Source organism: Achromobacter denitrificans NBRC 15125 (assembly GCF_001571365.1).
In the GTDB taxonomy this organism is placed as follows: domain Bacteria; phylum Pseudomonadota; class Gammaproteobacteria; order Burkholderiales; family Burkholderiaceae_B; genus Achromobacter; species Achromobacter denitrificans.
Map to the genome: position 1 here is coordinate 136381 of NZ_BCTQ01000013.1, position 16463 is coordinate 152843.

Annotated in this window: 16 protein-coding genes and 1 rRNA gene; 12 read left to right on the forward strand and 5 right to left on the reverse strand. The window is 68.3% G+C overall.

Going from position 1 to position 16463, the window contains the following annotated elements; all coding sequences use genetic code 11:
• The first annotated feature begins 63 nt into the window (after positions 1-63).
• The 6 genes from leuS to ADE01S_RS13365 all read left to right on the forward strand — a co-directional run bounded on the left by leuS (position 64) and on the right by ADE01S_RS13365 (position 7166).
• Entirely contained in the window at positions 64-2721 is a 2658-nt protein-coding gene (gene leuS / locus ADE01S_RS13340) for a leucine--tRNA ligase (protein WP_062682173.1), read from the forward strand.
• Between the two features lie 11 nt (positions 2722-2732).
• Positions 2733-3395, forward strand: a complete 663-nt coding sequence (locus ADE01S_RS13345) for an LPS-assembly lipoprotein LptE (protein WP_062682174.1) — start codon at positions 2733-2735, stop codon at positions 3393-3395.
• Positions 3396-4451, forward strand: coding sequence for a DNA polymerase III subunit delta (gene holA, locus ADE01S_RS13350; protein WP_062682175.1), 1056 nt, complete (start codon positions 3396-3398; stop codon positions 4449-4451). It begins immediately after the preceding gene.
• A gap of 116 nt (positions 4452-4567) precedes the next feature.
• Positions 4568-5848: a glutamate-5-semialdehyde dehydrogenase gene (locus tag ADE01S_RS13355; RefSeq protein ID WP_062682176.1), complete on the forward strand. Its 1281-nt coding sequence runs from the start codon at positions 4568-4570 to the stop codon at positions 5846-5848.
• A gap of 147 nt (positions 5849-5995) precedes the next feature.
• A complete protein-coding gene (locus ADE01S_RS13360; RefSeq protein WP_062682177.1) occupies positions 5996-6376 on the forward strand; it encodes a hypothetical protein in 381 nt (126 codons plus the stop codon).
• 4 nt (positions 6377-6380) lie between these two features.
• Positions 6381-7166, forward strand: coding sequence for a 2-keto-4-pentenoate hydratase (locus ADE01S_RS13365; protein ID WP_062682178.1), 786 nt, complete (start codon positions 6381-6383; stop codon positions 7164-7166).
• Positions 7167-7179: 13 nt separating this feature from the next.
• Here ADE01S_RS13365 and ADE01S_RS13370 read toward each other — a convergent pair whose 3' ends face one another.
• On the reverse strand, positions 7180-8598 hold the full coding sequence (locus ADE01S_RS13370) for an amidase family protein (protein WP_062682179.1): 1419 nt from the start codon (positions 8596-8598) through the stop codon (positions 7180-7182).
• Positions 8599-8696: 98 nt separating this feature from the next.
• A complete protein-coding gene (locus tag ADE01S_RS13375) occupies positions 8697-9566 on the reverse strand; it encodes a LysR family transcriptional regulator (RefSeq protein WP_062682180.1) in 870 nt (289 codons plus the stop codon).
• Positions 9567-9679: 113 nt separating this feature from the next.
• On the opposite strand from ADE01S_RS13375, the gene ADE01S_RS13380 reads away from it, so the two are divergent.
• Positions 9680-11074: an MFS transporter gene (locus ADE01S_RS13380; protein WP_062682181.1), complete on the forward strand. Its 1395-nt coding sequence runs from the start codon at positions 9680-9682 to the stop codon at positions 11072-11074.
• Positions 11075-11086: 12 nt separating this feature from the next.
• Here ADE01S_RS13380 and ADE01S_RS13385 read toward each other — a convergent pair whose 3' ends face one another.
• Entirely contained in the window at positions 11087-11716 is a 630-nt protein-coding gene (locus ADE01S_RS13385; RefSeq protein WP_062682182.1) for a hypothetical protein, read from the reverse strand.
• A gap of 111 nt (positions 11717-11827) precedes the next feature.
• Here ADE01S_RS13385 and ADE01S_RS13390 point away from each other — a divergent pair, with 111 nt between their 5' ends.
• From ADE01S_RS13390 to ADE01S_RS13400, 3 genes are all read left to right on the forward strand, one after another.
• Entirely contained in the window at positions 11828-12778 is a 951-nt protein-coding gene (locus ADE01S_RS13390) for a 3-hydroxyacyl-CoA dehydrogenase NAD-binding domain-containing protein (protein ID WP_062682183.1), read from the forward strand.
• 71 nt (positions 12779-12849) lie between these two features.
• Positions 12850-13122, forward strand: coding sequence for a GNAT family N-acetyltransferase (locus ADE01S_RS13395; RefSeq protein ID WP_062682184.1), 273 nt, complete (start codon positions 12850-12852; stop codon positions 13120-13122).
• Positions 13123-13137: 15 nt separating this feature from the next.
• A complete protein-coding gene (locus ADE01S_RS13400) occupies positions 13138-13542 on the forward strand; it encodes a YchJ family protein (protein ID WP_062682185.1) in 405 nt (134 codons plus the stop codon).
• A 9-nt stretch (positions 13543-13551) separates the two neighbouring features.
• On the opposite strand, the gene ADE01S_RS13405 is transcribed toward ADE01S_RS13400, so the two are convergent.
• Complete coding sequence (locus tag ADE01S_RS13405) at positions 13552-14424, reverse strand: LysR substrate-binding domain-containing protein (RefSeq protein ID WP_062682186.1); 873 nt, start codon at positions 14422-14424, stop codon at positions 13552-13554.
• A gap of 121 nt (positions 14425-14545) precedes the next feature.
• Between ADE01S_RS13405 and ADE01S_RS13410 the strand changes: the two genes are divergently transcribed.
• Entirely contained in the window at positions 14546-15262 is a 717-nt protein-coding gene (locus ADE01S_RS13410) for a haloacid dehalogenase type II (protein ID WP_062682187.1), read from the forward strand.
• 43 nt (positions 15263-15305) lie between these two features.
• On the forward strand, positions 15306-16046 hold the full coding sequence (locus ADE01S_RS13415; protein ID WP_062682188.1) for an aldolase: 741 nt from the start codon (positions 15306-15308) through the stop codon (positions 16044-16046).
• Positions 16047-16203: 157 nt separating this feature from the next.
• On the opposite strand, the gene rrf is transcribed toward ADE01S_RS13415, so the two are convergent.
• Positions 16204-16316, reverse strand: a 5S ribosomal RNA gene (gene rrf / locus ADE01S_RS13420).
• Positions 16317-16463: the final 147 nt, after the last annotated feature.

The following is a 16463-nucleotide window of genomic DNA, read 5'->3' on the forward strand; positions in this document are numbered from 1 at the left end:
CCGGCCGCCTCCGCGCCCGCGCGGCCGGGCGGCTCACCCTTTTTTGCCACCGTGCACGAGCCCATGCAGGAACGTTACCTCCCCAATATCGTCGAAGCAGCCGCCCACCAAGACTGGCAGGCCCGCGACGTCTACCTGGTCCACGAACACGCCACGAACGCCGACGGCTCCGAAAAGCCGAAGTTCTACGCCTGCTCGATGCTGCCCTACCCCAGCGGCAAGCTGCACATGGGCCACGTGCGCAACTACACCATCAACGACATGATGGCGCGCCAGCTGCGCATGCGCGGCTACAACGTCCTGATGCCCATGGGCTGGGACGCCTTCGGCATGCCGGCGGAGAACGCCGCCATCAAGTCCAAGGTGCCGCCCGCGAAGTGGACCTACGACAACATCGCCTACATGAAGAAGCAGATGAAGGCGATGGGCCTGGCGATCGACTGGTCGCGCGAGATGTGCGCCTGCGATCCCGAGTACTACAAGTGGAACCAGTGGCTGTTCCTCAAGATGCTGGAAAAGGGCGTGGCCTACCGCAAGACCCAGGTCGTCAACTGGGATCCGGTCGACCAGACCGTGCTGGCCAACGAACAAGTCATCGACGGCCGCGGCTGGCGTTCGGGCGCTTTGGTTGAAAAGCGCGAGATCCCCGGCTACTACCTGCGCATCACCGATTACGCCGACGAACTGCTGGGCGCCGTCCAGAACGACCTGCCCGGCTGGCCCGAGCGCGTGCGCCTGATGCAGGAAAACTGGATCGGCAAATCCGAAGGCCTGCGCTTCGCCTTCCCGCACAAGATCGCCGGCCCCGACGGCCAGCTGATCCAGGACGGCAAGCTGTACGTCTTCACGACCCGCGCCGACACCATCATGGGCGTGACCTTCTGCGCCGTGGCGCCGGAGCACCCCCTGGCCACGCAGGCCGCCTTGTCGAATCCGCAACTGGCGACGTTCATCGAGCAGTGCAAGCTGGGCGGCACGACCGAGGCCGAAATGGCCACGCGCGAGAAGGAAGGCATGCCCACCGGCCTGTTCGTGACGCACCCGGTCACGGGCGCCGAGGTCGAGGTCTGGGTCGGCAACTACGTGCTCATGACCTACGGCGACGGCGCCGTCATGGGCGTGCCCGCGCACGACGAACGCGACTTCGCCTTCGCCAAGAAATACGAACTGCCCATCGTCCAGGTCGTGGACGTGGCCGGCAAGGCCTACTCCACCGATGCCTGGCAGGAATGGTACGGCGACAAGCAAGCCGGCCGCACCATCAACTCGGGCAAGTACGACGGCCTCTCGCACAAGGAAGCGGTCGACGCCATCGCGGCCGACCTGGGCGCGCAGGACCTGGGCGAAAAGCAGACCACCTGGCGCCTGCGCGACTGGGGCATTTCGCGCCAGCGCTACTGGGGCACCCCGATCCCCATCATCCACTGCGCCGATTGCGGCCCGGTCCCGGTGCCCGAGAAAGACCTGCCGGTGGTCCTGCCGGACGACCTCATCCCCGACGGCAGCGGCAACCCGCTGGCCAAGAACGAGGCTTTCCTGTCCTGCGCCTGCCCCAAGTGCGGCAAGCCGGCGCGCCGCGAGACGGACACGATGGACACCTTCGTGGATTCGTCCTGGTATTTCATGCGCTATACGTCGCCGGGCAACGACCAGGCCATGGTCGACACGCGCAATGACTACTGGATGCCGATGGACCAGTACATCGGCGGGATCGAGCACGCCGTGCTCCACCTGCTGTATGCCCGCTTCTGGACCAAGGTCATGCGCGACATGGGCCTGCTCAATTTCGACGAGCCCTTCACCAAGCTGCTGTGCCAGGGCATGGTGCTGAACCATATCTATTCGCGCAAGACGCCCCAGGGCGGCATCGAGTACTTCTGGCCCGAGGACGTCGAAAACGTCTACGACGCCCGCGGAGCGATCGTCGGCGCGAAGCTGAAATCCGACGGCTCCGAGATCCATTACGGCGGCGTGGGCACGATGTCCAAGTCGAAGAACAACGGTGTCGATCCGCAGTCGCTGATCGACACCCTGGGCGCCGACACGGCCCGCCTGTTCGTCATGTTCGCCAGCCCGCCGGAACAGACCCTGGAGTGGTCCGATTCGGGCGTCGACGGCTCCCACCGCTTCCTGCGCCGCCTGTGGTCGATCAGCCACGCCAAGCGCGAAGCCGTGGCCCGCGGCCTGTCCCATGGCGCCGACTGGGCGCAGGCTCCCGCCCCCGTGAAGGATCTGCGCCGCGAGGTCTACGGTCTGCTCAAGCAGGCCGACTACGACTATCAGCGCATCCAGTACAACACCGTCGTGTCCGCCTGCATGAAGATGCTGAACGCGATCGACGACGCCGAGCTGCCCGAAGGCGCTCCGGCGGACGCCGCCTACGCCGAAACGCTGGGCGTGCTGCTGCGCGTGCTGTACCCGGTCGTGCCGCACATCACGTGGCACCTGTGGCGCGACCTGGGCTATGCGCACGAACTGGGCGACCTGCTCGACGCCCCCTGGCCGCACGTGGACGAAGCGGCGCTGATCGCCGACGAGATCGAACTGATGCTCCAGGTCAACGGCAAGCTGCGCGGCTCGATCCGCGTCTCGGCCAAGGCGGCCAAGGAAGACATCGAGCAACTCGCTGCCGCCCAGGAAGAGGTCGCCCGCTTCCTGGAAGGCCGTCCGCCCAAGCGCGTCATCGTGGTTCCGGGCAAACTGGTCAACGTCGTAGGCTGATGAGGTCAAGCATGCACTTCGCCGGGCAACAAACGCACTCCTCCCGCCAATCCTGGCTGCTGCGCGGCGCCTGCCTGGCGCTGTTCATGCTGCTCTCCGCCTGCGGCTTCGCCTTGCGGGGAGTCACCCCCCTGCCGTTCGATACGCTGTACGTCGGCATTCCCGACACCACCCAGTTCGGCGCCGACGTGCGCCGTTCGATACGCGCGGCCTCGCCGAACACCAAGCTGGTCTCAACCCCGAAGGAGGCCCAGGCCATCCTGCAGCAGGTCTCCGACGCCCGCACCTTGCGCGAGGTTTCGCTGAACGCCCAGGGCCGTGTCGAGGAATACGAACTCGGCATCAACTACACGTTCCGCCTCATCGACGCCAAGGGCCGCGCGGTGATCCCCGACACCACCCTGTCGATCTACCGCGAAATGCCTTACGACGACCAGGTCGTCCAGGCCAAGCAGGGCCAGATCGAAACGCTGTACCGGGCCATGCAGCGCGACCTGGTGTCCCGCCTGCTGCGCCGCCTGACCGCGCCGGAAGTACGCAACGCCTTCGAGAACGCCGAGCAACGCGGCGAAGACGGGGAGATCCCGCTGTACGATCCGACCGCCCCGCAGCCCCAGCGCACGCCGGAGCCCTGGAAGACGCCGTCCACCACCGATCCGGCCATCACGCGCTAAATGGCACAGCTCCTGGACGCGGACCGCCTGGCCGATCATCTGCAACGGCCGGGCAACCGGCTGGCGCCGCTGTACACGGTGTCGGGCGATGAGCCGCTGCTGGTGACCGAGGCCGTGGATGTGTTGCGCGCCTCGGCCCGCAACGCCGGCTATACCGATCGGCTGTCCATGGTGATGGACGCGCGCAGCGACTGGAGCTCGGTCACCGCCGCCACCCAAAGCGTGTCGCTGTTCGGCGACCGCCGCATTCTCGAAATCAAGATCCCGACCGGCAAGCCCGGCAAGGCCGGCGCCGATACCCTGGCCGGGCTGGCCGAGCAGGCCGAGAAGCAGGCCGACCCGGACACCCTCGTGCTGATCGCCCTGCCCCGCCTGGACAAGGCCACGCGCGAAAGCCGCTGGGTCCAGGCGCTGAGCCGCGGCGGCATAATGGTCGATATCGCCAATATCGAACGAGGCCGCCTGCCCGCCTGGATCGGCATGCGGCTCGCGCGCCAGAACCAGCGCGCCGACAACGCCACCCTCCAGTGGATGGCCGACAAGGTCGAAGGCAACCTGCTCGCAGCCCACCAGGAAATCCAGAAACTGGGCCTGCTGTACCCCGAAGGCCAGTTGGCGTCCGAAGACGTGGAACGCGCAGTGCTGAACGTGGCGCGCTACGACGTCTTCGGGCTGCGCGACGCCATGCTCGCCGGCGACACCGGCCGCACCATCCGCATGATCGACGGCCTGCGCGCCGAAGGCGAGGCGCTGCCGCTGGTGCTGTGGGCGGTGGGCGAAGAAATCCGCCTGCTGGCCCGCGTCGCGGAAGCGCGCGCCCTGGGGCAGGACGTCAACGGCCTGATGCGCCGCCTGCGCATTTTCGGCGCGCACGAACGCCTGGCCCTGCAGGCCCTGGGCCGGGTGCAGCCGGGCGTCTGGCCGGCCGCCGTGCAGCACGCGCACGAAGTGGACCGCCTGATCAAGGGTTTGTCCGTGCCCGGCCGCCTGTCCGATCCCTGGGAAGAAATGACCCGGCTCGCCTTGCGCGTCGCCGCCGCCGGCGCGCGACCGTGAAGGCGGCATAGCCGCCGCCTTCGCCCCGCCCTCCGGCCGCCGGACCGGAGTTCGCCCGGCCTCCCCGCCGGATATACACTGATTCTCCAGGCGGCGCATGCGCCGCCCCACACTCCATGATCGACGCCGCCATGTCCTCGTCCTCCATCGAACAAGCCATGCTCACCCTGGGCGAGAATGCCCGCCGCGCCTCGCGCGCCATGATGCGCGCCACCGGCGCCGCCAAGAACCAGGCGCTCCTGGCCATGGCCGACGCCCTCGCCGCCAGCCATGACGAACTCAAGGCCGCCAACGAGAAAGACGTCGCCGCCGCGCGCGCCAACGGCCTGGAACCAGCCCTGCTGGACCGCCTGACTCTTTCGGAAAAGACGCTCGCGCACATGGCCGACGGCCTGCGCCAGATCGCGGCCCTGCCAGACCCGATCGGCAGCATTACCGCCACGACGGTGCGCCCCAACGGCATGCGGGTCGCGCAGATGCGCGTCCCGCTGGGCGTGATCGGCATCATCTACGAATCCCGTCCCAACGTGACGATCGACGCCGCGGCGCTGTGCCTCAAGTCCGGCAACGCCGCGATCCTGCGCGGCGGCAGCGAAGCCCTGCACTCCAACATCGCGCTGGGCCGCATCGTGCAGACCGGCCTGGCCGCCGCCGGCCTGCCGCAGGACGCGGTCCAGGTCGTGGCCACCGCGGACCGGGCCGCGGTCGGCAAGCTCATCACCATGACCGAGCACATCGACGTCATCGTGCCCCGCGGCGGGAAGGGCCTGATCGCCCGCCTGTCCCAGGAAGCCCGCGTGCCGCTGATCAAGCACCTGGACGGCAATTGCCACGTCTACATCGACGCGGCGGCGGACCCGGACAAGGCGCACGCCATCGCGATCAACGCCAAGACCTACCGCTACGGCATCTGCGGCGCCATGGAGACCCTGCTGGTCGACGCGGTGGCCGCGGTCTCCCTCCTCCCCAGCCTGGCCGCGGATTTCAGCGAGCGCGGCGTCGAGCTGCGCGGCTGCCCCCGCACGCTGGCCTTGCTGCCGCACGCCAAGCCCGCCACCGAGGAAGACTGGGCCACGGAATACCTGGGCCCCATCCTCGCGGTGCGCATCGTCGACTCGCTGGACGACGCCATCGAGCACATCGCGCGCTGGGGCTCCGGCCACACCGACGCCATCGTCACCGAGGACCTGTCCGCCGCCCAGCGTTTCCAGCGCGAAGTCGATTCCAGTTCGGTCTACGTCAACCTGCCCACCTGCTTCGCGGACGGCTTCGAGTACGGCCTGGGCGCTGAAATCGGCATCTCCACGAACCGCCTGCACGCGCGCGGCCCGGTCGGCCTGGAAGGCCTGACCACGCTGAAGTGGGTGCTGAGCGGCGAAGGCCAGGTCCGCGGCTGAGCGCTGGCGCCCCGGGGCGCCCAGGCGCGCGCCGACTGACGCGGCCCTGAACACGGGGCTGCGCTTAGCCTTCTACAATACGGCCAGGAAATCCGTCTGGCTTCTTATCATCCGAACGCGGCCTACCGCGCAACCCCGAGACCCCCCATGCATTCACCCGCCATTTCCATGGCCTTCAGCCTTTTCGTGCTGTGCTTCATCACCTGCACGATCAGCGGCATCGTGCTGTTCTTCTTCAAGAGCAAGCAGATCAATGCCGCGCTGAAGCATCCGTACCTGCAGCACCGCACGTTCGCCCAATATCCGCTGCCGGTGCGGGCCGCGATCACGCTGGACTATTTCTTCCGCCTGATGTTCCCCGGCACCCGTTTCTGGCTGATCGGCAATGCCAACGACCTGCTGCCCCACGTCGACCCGAAGAAGATTCCGCTGGCCATGAAATGGCCCATCGTCGGTTTCTGGGGTTCCTGCTGGCTGGGCCTGATCGCGATGGTCGCCCTCTGGGTGATGCTGTATCTGGGAGCCTGAGCGCATGCAGATCAGAATCGAAGACTATCCCGGCTGCCTGGAAGCCGCCCGCTACCTGATCGCCGCCCGCGAGTCCGGCGTCGCCGGCCCGCGCCTGCCGGCCGAGTGCCGCCCGCAATCGCTGGGCCAGGCCTTCGCCGTGCAGCAACGCACCGCGCAACTGCTGCTGCAAGAGCGCCAGGACGGCATCGCCGCCTGGAAGAGCGCGCTGCCATCGCCCGACAAGGCCGTGGTCGCCCCCATCTACGCGTCCACGGTCGCCTACGCCGAAGCCGGCCCCATCGCCGCCCGGACCGACGTGCTGCGCATCGAGCCCGAAATCGCATTCGAGATTGCGCGCGACCTGCCCGCCCGCGCCGAGCCCTATACCGAGGCCGAGATCGACGCCGCCATCGGCGGGGCGCGCCTGGCCCTGGAAATCCTGGGCTGCCGCTACGCCACCCCGGAACACGTCAGCCTGCCCGAACTCCTGGCCGACCACATGTTCAACCTGGGCCTGGTGCTCGGACCGCAAATCGCCTCGCCCCATTCCGCCCCCGGCAGCATGAGCATCACGCTGTCGGTGGACGGCGAAGAAGTCGAACAGCACGCGGGCATCCACCCGAACGACCGGCCCAAGGCCGGGCTGTACTGGCTCGCGAATTTCCTGCGCCAGCAGGGCCTGGGACTGCGCGCGGGCCAACACGTCATTACCGGTTCCTACGCCGGTTTCCTGGACGTGCCGGCCAACCGCGACGTGTCGCTCGCCTACGGCGACCTCGGCGTCCTGCGCCTGCGGTTCAGCCGCTAGCGGCGCGGGCCGCCTAGGGGCGGGGCGCCGGCTCGGCAATCCCCACGGCCTCGCCAGCCGCCTCGATGATCTCGCCCACGGCCAGGCACAAATCTTCGCGGTAGCGCCCCGCCACCACCTGCACGCCCACCGGGCTCGGACCCGCGCTGCTCATGGCCGTGCCCATCGCCACCGACAAGCCCGGCAATCCCATGAACGGGATGCCGATCTGGGTCATCTGCGCGCGCCAGACGCGGGCATAGGCCGCGTCGCCCTGGAGGTCGAGCTTGTCCGGAAAGGGCAGCTCGGCGGACACCGGCAACAGCAGCACCGGATACTCGGCGAAAAACAGTTCCCAAGCCCGGGTCAGCGTGGCGCGCCGTGTCAACACCGCCGAAAAGCCGGCCAGGTCGATGCCGGCCGCCGTGTCGCGCTGGCCCGCCAAGGCGACCAGCGCGCCGCGGTCGCCTTCTTTTTCGGCGGCCGATACCAGGGCGTCATAGCCGTCCGCCAGCCACATGCGGATCTGCAGGTCGGCCGCCTCCCGCATGGGCGGCACCGCGTCCAGCGTGTCCACCGTCCAGCCGGCCTCGCTCAGCCGGCGCGCCGCCTCCTGCAAGGCCTTGACCACGGCGGGCTCGGTTTCCATGCCATCCGGATTCAGGCACAACGCGGCCCGGCGCGGCGCCTCGGGCCCATTCAAGGGCGCCGGCACCCACCAGGGATCGCGCGGATCGGCAGCGGCCAGCGCGGCCAGGCCCACCCGCAGGTCGGCAATGCTGCGCCCCAGGGGGCCCGAGACCGCGGTGAGTTGGCCACCGATGGCACGTTCCGGCAAGGCCGCGTTGTAGGCCGCCACCCGGCCGAGCGACGGCCGCAAGCCGTGGACGCCGCAAGCATAGGCGGGATAACGGATGGAGCCCGCGATGTCCGTGCCGTGCGCCAGGTGGCCGATACCGGCGGCGACGGCGGAAGCCGCGCCGCCCGACGAGCCGCCGGGAGTGAGCGCCGGATTGCGCGGGTTCAGCGTATCGCCGTGCAGCGCATTGCCGGTGAACCAGCGCAGCGAAAACGCCGGCGTGTTGGTGCGGCCCAGTATGACCGCGCCGGCGCGCCGCAGGTTGTCCACGACCGGGCTGTTCTCCGCCGCGATCAGGTCCTTTTGCAGGGTCACGCCGTTGGTGGTGGCGAAACCGGCTTGATCCACATTGATCTTGACCGTGACGGGCACGCCTGCCAGCGGCCCCGCGTCCTCTCCCCGCGCCAGGGCGGCGTCCACCTCGGCCGCCTGCCGGAGCACCGCTTCGGGTCGGTAGTCCACCACGGCATTGATGGCGGGGTTGACGGCTTCGAGCCGCCCCAGCGCGCTTTGCGCCGCTTCGCGGGCGGAGACGTCCCCCTTGCGGATGCGGGCGGCAAGCTCAACTGCGGACAAACGCCAAAGATCGGACACGGGCGACTCCTGGGTCGTGGTTATGCGGGGCATGCCCACCTTAGCGCCTGCCGCCGCCGCCCACAAGCCGAGCCCCATCCCCTGCGGCCGACGCGCCGCTACTTGTCCTCTTCGAAGACCTCGACGATGGCGTCGGCCACCGCGCGCACACGGGCCGTGCGGTTCAGGTCTCCGTGCATCACCAGCCAGAGATCGTAGGGTTCGCTGCGGCCCGGCCAGATGCGCACCAAGTCCGGATGGTCGGACACCATGTGGATGGGCAGTTCGCCGATGCCCAGGCCGGCCACCACGGCCTCGATGATCATCAGGCCGGAGTTCAGTTCCAGGCCGATGCGGCCATTGCCCGTGGGCTCCCCGCAAAAGGTATCGGACCAGCCCGGCAGGACCGACTGCTGGTACGCCACCAGTGTGTGCCCCGCGAACGCAGTTCCCGGGCGCGGTTCGCCATGCGCAGCCAGATAGGCCCGGGAGGCGTACAGCCCGACCTCCTTGCGCGCCAGGTGGCGGTGGATCAGGTCGGGGTTGTCTGGCTTGAGGTTGCGTATCGCCAGGTCCGCCTCCCGGCGCGTCAGATTGCTCAGCTGGATCGCCGTGGAAAGCGTCACGCGGATGTCGGGATGCTGGGCGTGCACGCGGCGGATCGCCTCCATCACGAAATACCTGGCCACGGTTTCCGAGGTCGCCACGCGCACTACGCCCGACAGCCGATGGTCCAGGCCCTGCATCTGGCGCTGCAGCTGATCGGCCGCCTGCTCCATGCGCTCGGCCGCCCCGAATGCCAGCTCGCCGGCCGCCGTGGGCACGTATCCCCCGGGCGTGCGCAGGAACAGCCGAGCATCCAGCGAAGACTCCAGCGCGGCCAGCCGGCGGCCGGCCGTGGCCTGGTCGATCTGCAGCAGCGCCGCCGCGCCGCGCAGCGTCCCCACCCGGTAGATGGCCAGAAAGATCCTGGCGTTGTCCCAATCCATGCGTGGTCCTTTTGATGCATTTTTGCATTACACAAAATCATTTATACGACTTTTTTGCATCGGAGGAAGCGCCTAAGCTTTGCTCCTCGAATGCCCACTCCGCCTTTTCCATCATGAACTCCGCCTGCCCCCACGCGTCCGCCCTGGACGCCAAACCCGCCGACGCCGGCTGGCTGCCGCTCGTCACGCTTGCGATCGGCTTCGTCATGGCCATGCTGGACGTCACCGTCGTCAACGTGGCCCTGCCCAGCATCGCGCTGCAATTCACGGTGCCGCTGACGGACCTGGTCTGGATCGTCGACGGCTATACCCTGACGTTCGCGGCACTGCTGCTGGTGGCCGGCGCGCTGGCCGACCGCTACGGCGCCAAGACCCTCTATCTGGCGGGCCTGGGGGTGTTCACCTTCGCATCCCTGCTTTGCGGGCTGGCGCCGGACGCCGACGTCCTCATCCTGGCACGCATGCTGCAAGGCCTGGGCGCGGCCTTGTTCATGCCCAGCTCGCTCAGCCTGCTGACCCATGCCTACGACGACGAGCACGTGCGCAATCGCATGCTGGCGGCCTGGTCGGCGATCGTGGCCGTCGCGGGCGCGGCGGGGCCGCTGTTGGGCGGCATGCTGATCCATCAGTTCGGCTGGCGCGGGATCTTCCTGATCAATCTCCCGCTGGGGATCGTCGGCCTTTGGCTGGCGCGCCGCCGCATCCAGGCGGCGCCGCGGCGGCCGCGCGCGCTCAACCCGCTGAGCCACCTGCTGGGGGTGATCGCGCTGTCCACGCTTTGCTACGCGCTGATCCAGGGCAACGCCTACGGCTGGGCCTCCGGCCGCATCACGGTCGCGGCCGCTTTGTGCCTGGGCGCCGCCGCCTTGCTGGTGCGCCGCGAACGCCGCCACGCCGAGCCCATCATCCCGCGCGCGCTCTTCGCGACCGGACAATTCGCGGCCGCCAACGGCGTCGGCTTCCTGATCAACCTGGCGGCCTACGGCCAGCTCTTCCTGCTAAGCCTGTTCCTGCAGCAGGCGCGCGGCGCCGACGCGCTGCAGACAGGCATCCAGCTCGTGCCCATGCTGGCCGTCTTCTCGATCGGCAACCTGTTATCCGGGCGGATGTCCGCGCGCGGCAACGTGTCCGCCTCGCTGCTCGGCGGCATCTCGCTGGCCGCGGCCATGAGCGCCGTCGCCATCTTCGCGCTCACCCCCGGCATTGCTTATTGGCCGTTCGCCGCCCTTATCGCGCTGGCCAACCTGGGCGTGGGCATCGCCGTGCCCGCGATGACCAGCGTGGTCATGCAGGTATCGGGCAAACAACACGCGAACAGCGCTGCGGCGGCGCTGAACGCCAATCGCCAATCGGGCGCGCTGGTGGGCGTCGCGCTGATAGGCACCATCCTGCATCTGCAGCCCGATTGGCGCGGGGCCCTGCCCGTCGCCTATGGCGTCATCGCCGCGAGCTATCTGCTGGCCGCCACGCTGGTATGGCGCCACCTGCGCCGCGCCCGCAACGCCTGAGCGCCGCGCGCCTCAGGCCGCGGCCGGCATGATGGCCACGCCACGGCCCGCGAAATAGCGGTCGAACGCGGCCAGCGGCAATTCGACGTCCGCCTGCGCGCCCGGCTCGCCCGAGGGATTGTGGAACCTCACCGCATCCGAGGCCGCGCGCGTGATCAATACCAGGTGGCCGCCCTTCTTCGGCGGCTCCCGATCCGGCCAGCGTATCCACGGATGGACCGACGCGATGAAATACTCGGCCTGGCCCATCAGCCCCGGCAGCTCGTCCGTCCGCAGCCCGACGTGCACGCGGGCATCCATGCCGAAAGCGTCGGCCACGTAACGCACGAACGGCGCGTAGATCATGCCGTTGATGCGATCGCCGTCCACCGTGTAGGCGCCATACGGCAGGCTGCGACGCGCCAGCTCCAGGACCGGGTGGCGGCCCGCGCCGCGCGCGGCCAGCACCATGCTCAAGCACGCCATGCCGCAGACGTGGCTGGCCCAATGCGCGTACTCCCGCACATCGCGTGCGCCCGATTCCCGCCATGCGGGGTCCTCGGCCAGGGCCAGCTCGCCGCGGATGATCTGGTCCGCCCGGTGCGCGGACGCCCATTGGCAGCAATACGGCACGGCGGATAGGCGGTCTGGCGTCGCGGGCATCCTGGGCTCCGGGAAATCGAGACAGCCGCTATCTTGCCCGCGCCGCCCCGGCGTGGCAACGGGCCGGCGTTTGCTTCACAATGCTCCTCTACACGCAACCAGGAGACCCGCATGTCCAGTCCCGCCACGTCCCTTCCGCCCGCCATCCGCCGCGTCGCCATCGTGGGCGCCGGCACCATCGGCGCCAGTTGGGCCGCGCTGTTCCTTGCCCGCGGCCTGGAAGTGGTCGTCAGCGACCCCGCCGCCGACGCCGAAGCCCAGACCCGCGCACGCGTGCGGGCCGCGTGGCCGGTGCTGGCCGAACTGGGCCATGTGCTGCCCGGCGCCTCGCCCGACGCGTTGGCGTTCGAGCCGGACCTGGAAACCGCGCTGGCCGGCGTGGACTTCGTGCAGGAGAACGGCCCCGAACGCGAAGACTTCAAGATCGAATTGTTCGCGCGCATGGACGCCGTCCTGCCGCCCCACGTCGTCGTCGCGTCGAGCTCGTCGGGCCTCATCATGAGCCGCCTGCAGTCCCGCTGCCGCCATGCCGCTCGTTTCGTGATCGGCCATCCGTTCAACCCACCGCACCTGATCCCGCTGGTCGAGGTCGTGGGCGGCGACCAGACTTCCGACGACACGATGGACCGCAGCATCGCCTTCTATCGGGCCATGGGGAAGTACCCGATCCGGCTGAACAAAGAGGTGCCCGGCCATATCGCCAACCGCCTGCAGGCCGCGCTCTGGCGCGAAGCCATCCACCTCGCGGCCGAAAACGTGGCCAGCGTCGCCGACATCGATGCCGCGGTCTCGCAAGGGCCGGGCCTGCGCTGGGCGCTGTTCGGCCCCCACATGACGTTCAACCTGGGCGGCGGCGAAGGCGGCTTGACCCATTTCATGGCGCATCTGCTCGGCCCCGTGCAAACCTGGTGGGACGACCTGGGCGCGCCTGACGTCACGCCGGCGCTGCAACAGCGCCTGATCGAGGGCGTCAACGCCGAGGCCGGCGACCGCAGCATCGCGGACCTGGTCCAGGCCCGCGACGCCCAGTTGACCGCCCTGCTCAAGGTCCTGCAGCGCTGAACGACCCGCAGGCAACCCAGCCGTGCCCACCCCGCCCGCGGGCGGCACCCGAACCGGAGGAACCGCTATCCATGATTTCCGTCACGCAAGACACTCAACGCTCCCGCTATACGGCCACCGTCGACGGTGTGCTGTGCGTGCTCGACTACCAGTTGCAGGATAAGGTCATGACGATCACCCATACCGGCGTTCCCAGCCAGGTAGGCGGCCGCGGCATCGCCGCCGCGCTGACTCGCCACGCGCTGGACGACGCGCGCGCCAACGGCTGGAAGGTGCGGCCGCTGTGCTCGTACGCCGAAGTCTATATGCGCCGCCATCCCGAGTACAACGATCTGCTGGCCTGATCGACGGCGCTCATCGTGGCAAAACCCTCTCGCCCCGAGGCCGCGGCCTGCCCTTGCGGCAACCCCAAGGCCTATGCCGAATGCTGCGGCCGCTGGCATGAAGGCCCGCTCGCGCTGCAGGCACCCACCGCCGAGGCGCTGATGCGCTCCCGCTACAGCGCCTTCGTGCTCGACCGGCTGCCCTATCTGCTGGATACCTGGCATCCGAGCACCCGACCCGCCGCGCTCGAACCCAACCCTCCCGACCTCAAATGGCTGGGGCTGGCGATCAAGAAAGCCCTCGTCCAGGACGCCGATCACGCCACCGTGGAATTCGTCGCCCGCAGCCGCCAGGCCGGCCGGGCCCACCGCCTGCATGAACTCAGCCGCTTCGTGCGCGAAAACGGCAGGTGGTACTACGTGGACGGCGATCTGGACTGAGCCCGCGCCTCAGGCCGGCGACGCGTCCAGGCCGTCTTGCCCGATGGCTTGCTTCAAGGCGTCCACCAGATGCTGTTCGGCGGCATTCAGCGCGCGCGGCTTGCCGACGATGGCCAGCTCGGTCGGCGGCACCGGCCCAAATCCGGCGTCTTCGCCCAGCACTTCGTGCGTGTCCAGCCGCGCGAACGCCGGTAGCAGGCTCACGCCCAATCCGGCAGCGACGGCCGCCTGCACGCCAGCCAGGCTATGGCTGTGGTACGCGATGTGCCATGGCCGGCCCGCGCTTTCCAAGGCGTAGATCGCGCGCTTGCGATAGATGCAGCCTTGCGGGAACAGGACCAGCGGCACCGTGCCTCCTTCGGACGCCCGCTGCGCCCCACCCACCCAGACCAGGCGCTCCGGCCATGCCGCCAGGCAAGGCCCGTCGGCCGGCTCGCGCTTGACGAGCGCCAGGTCCAGATCGCCCGACTCCAGCCCCTGCCGCAGATCCATGCTCATGCCGCTGCTCGTTTCCAGGCGCACGTCGGCATGGCTGGCGGCGAATCCCGCGAGCAGCGCGGTCAGTTGCGTCACGTCGAAGTCTTCCGGTATCCCCAGGCGCAGCACGCTGGCCTTGCGCGGCGCCGACAGCACGTGCTCGGCTTCGCCGGCGATGGCCAGCAAGCGGCGAGCGTACGCCACCATTACCTCGCCGTCTTCCGTCGCCGACACATTGCCGCCCGCCCGGTCCCGCCACAGCAACGTCTTGCCCACGCCCTGCTCCAGCTTGCGCACTTGCTGGCTGACGGTGGATTGAGTGCGATGCACCCGGCTCGCCGCGCGCGTGAAGCTGCCTTCGTCCACGACGCAAACCAGGGTCCTCAGGAGTTCCAGATCGAGCATGGCGGTCTTGATATCGAATAATCGACTGAGATGAGTTCAATAATTAATTTTACAACTGATTATCGCTGCCCCTACTCTGGCTCCATCGCTTTCGCCAACCCGGCTTGTACAAGGAACCGACATGCCCCTGACCAACCTGCCCCGTCCGCCATGGCTCACTTTCGACTGCTATGGAACCCTCATCCAGTGGGACGAAGGCCTGCGGGACGCCGTCGCCCGCATCCTGGCCGCCGATCCGGAGTCGGGCCGGCAAGCGCCCACCCCCGCGCAATTCCTGCATATCTACGACGGCCATGAGCACCGGCTGGAACGCGAACGCCCGCAACGCGCCTTCGCCGATGTCAGCCGCGAATCGCTGCGGCTGACCCTGGAAGAGCTGGGCCTGGCGTACCGGCCGGAATACGCGGACATGCTGGTGGGCAGCATTTCCGCCATGCCGCCGTTTCCCGAGGTCGTCGGCACGCTGGCCGCGCTGAAACAGGCCGGCTTCCGGCTGTGCATCATTTCCAACACCGACGACGCCATCATCGCCGGCAACGTGGCGCAGCTGGGCGGCCATATCGACCGCGTGATCACGGCGGAACAAGCCGGCGCCTACAAGCCCTCGCGCCAGATCTTCGCCCACGCCCACGCCAGCCTCGGCGTCACGCCTGACGAGGTCGTGCATATTTGCGCCAGCCCGCAACTGGATCACGCCGCCGCCCGCGATATCGGCTTTCGTTGCGTCTGGATCGACCGCGGCACGGGCCGCGCGCCCTTGCCTGACTACCGGCCGGACGCTACCGTAGCAACTTTGGACCGCGTGCCCGAGCTCTTCCGCGACGCCGGTTGGCAATGATGGATGCGCGGCTTTCCCGGACCCAGACTTCCCAAAGGCAGCCATGAATCAAGAACCCCGTTTCGCCGATGCGCTCTATCGCGCCGAACCCGTCGCCGCGCTGCGCGCCGATCTGGCGCTCGCGCTGCGGGCTGCCGCCGCCCACGGGCTGGGGGAGGGCGTCTGCAACCATTTCAGCGTCGCGCTGCCTGGCGACCCGGACCATTTCCTGCTCAACCCGCGCGGGCTGATGTGGAACGAAGTGCAGCCGGACGATATCGTGCTGGTCGACGCCCACGGCAACAAACTCGCCGGCCGCCATGAGGTCGAGCCCACGGCCATGTTCATCCACGCCGCCATCCATCGCATCGCGGGCAAGGCGTGCGTGCTGCATACGCATATGCCCTACGCCGCCGCCTTGACGCTCACCTCCGATCGCGGGCTCGATACCACCCTGTCCCAGAACGCCATGCGCTTCCACGGCCGGCTGGCCATCGACGCGCACTACAACGGGCTGGCCCTGGACGTCGGCGAAGGCGAACGCATTGCCCGCGCCATGCAGGGCGCGGATATCGTGTTCCTGGGCAACCATGGCGTCGTCGTCTGCGGCGAGCGGGTGGACTACGCCTACGACGATCTCTTCTTCCTGGAACGCGCCTGTACCGCCCAGGTGCTCGCGCAATCCACCGGACGACCGCTGGTCCCGGTCAATCCCGACCTGGCCGCCCGGGTCGCTGCGCAGGTGCAGGGCGAACGCCTGCAATCCGAACTGTTCTTCGCCGCGCTGCGCCGCCAACTGCCCTAGGAACATGCTTCCCCAGTTGCCTGGCTCATAAACAAAAACCCCTCGCCGGCATTGCCGGCGAGGGGTTTTGTTTGATGGGTATGCGCCCTGGCAGGCAAGGCGTCGCCCCAAAAACAAAACCCCACAGGATATACCTGTGGGGTTTTGAGCAATAAAAGCCTGACGATGACCTACTTTCACAGACGTCCGTCCACTATCATCGGCGCAAAGTCGTTTCACTGTCCTGTTCGGGATGGGAAGGAGTGGGACCAACTCGCTATGGTCGTCAGGCGTAACTGGTTGAGCGGCTGCTAACGCAACTGCTCCAATCTTGGAAGAAACACAACGTGTGGGTAATCAGAGACTAGCTCGATGATCACGCGCACAGTGGGGTGTAATTGGTGTTGGCTGGCCGCCGACGGTGCGGCCAGATTTGTT

Bases quoted from the DNA above. Each gene is read 5' to 3' on its own strand.
- ADE01S_RS13345 (WP_062682174.1), top strand. From the start codon at position 2,733: ATGCACTTCGCCGGGCAACAAACGCACTCCTCCCGCCAATCCTGGCTG.
- ADE01S_RS13410 (WP_062682187.1), top strand. From the start codon at position 14,546: ATGCCCCTGACCAACCTGCCCCGTCCGCCATGGCTCACTTTCGACTGC.
- ADE01S_RS13385 (WP_062682182.1), bottom strand. From the start codon at position 11,716: ATGCCCGCGACGCCAGACCGCCTATCCGCCGTGCCGTATTGCTGCCAA.
- ADE01S_RS13390 (WP_062682183.1), top strand. From the start codon at position 11,828: ATGTCCAGTCCCGCCACGTCCCTTCCGCCCGCCATCCGCCGCGTCGCC.
- ADE01S_RS13375 (WP_062682180.1), bottom strand. From the start codon at position 9,566: ATGGATTGGGACAACGCCAGGATCTTTCTGGCCATCTACCGGGTGGGG.
- ADE01S_RS13395 (WP_062682184.1), top strand. From the start codon at position 12,850: ATGATTTCCGTCACGCAAGACACTCAACGCTCCCGCTATACGGCCACC.
- ADE01S_RS13415 (WP_062682188.1), top strand. From the start codon at position 15,306: ATGAATCAAGAACCCCGTTTCGCCGATGCGCTCTATCGCGCCGAACCC.
- ADE01S_RS13405 (WP_062682186.1), bottom strand. From the start codon at position 14,424: ATGCTCGATCTGGAACTCCTGAGGACCCTGGTTTGCGTCGTGGACGAA.
- leuS (WP_062682173.1), top strand. From the start codon at position 64: ATGCAGGAACGTTACCTCCCCAATATCGTCGAAGCAGCCGCCCACCAA.
- ADE01S_RS13355 (WP_062682176.1), top strand. From the start codon at position 4,568: ATGATCGACGCCGCCATGTCCTCGTCCTCCATCGAACAAGCCATGCTC.
- ADE01S_RS13365 (WP_062682178.1), top strand. From the start codon at position 6,381: ATGCAGATCAGAATCGAAGACTATCCCGGCTGCCTGGAAGCCGCCCGC.
- ADE01S_RS13360 (WP_062682177.1), top strand. From the start codon at position 5,996: ATGCATTCACCCGCCATTTCCATGGCCTTCAGCCTTTTCGTGCTGTGC.
- holA (WP_062682175.1), top strand. From the start codon at position 3,396: ATGGCACAGCTCCTGGACGCGGACCGCCTGGCCGATCATCTGCAACGG.
- ADE01S_RS13380 (WP_062682181.1), top strand. From the start codon at position 9,680: ATGAACTCCGCCTGCCCCCACGCGTCCGCCCTGGACGCCAAACCCGCC.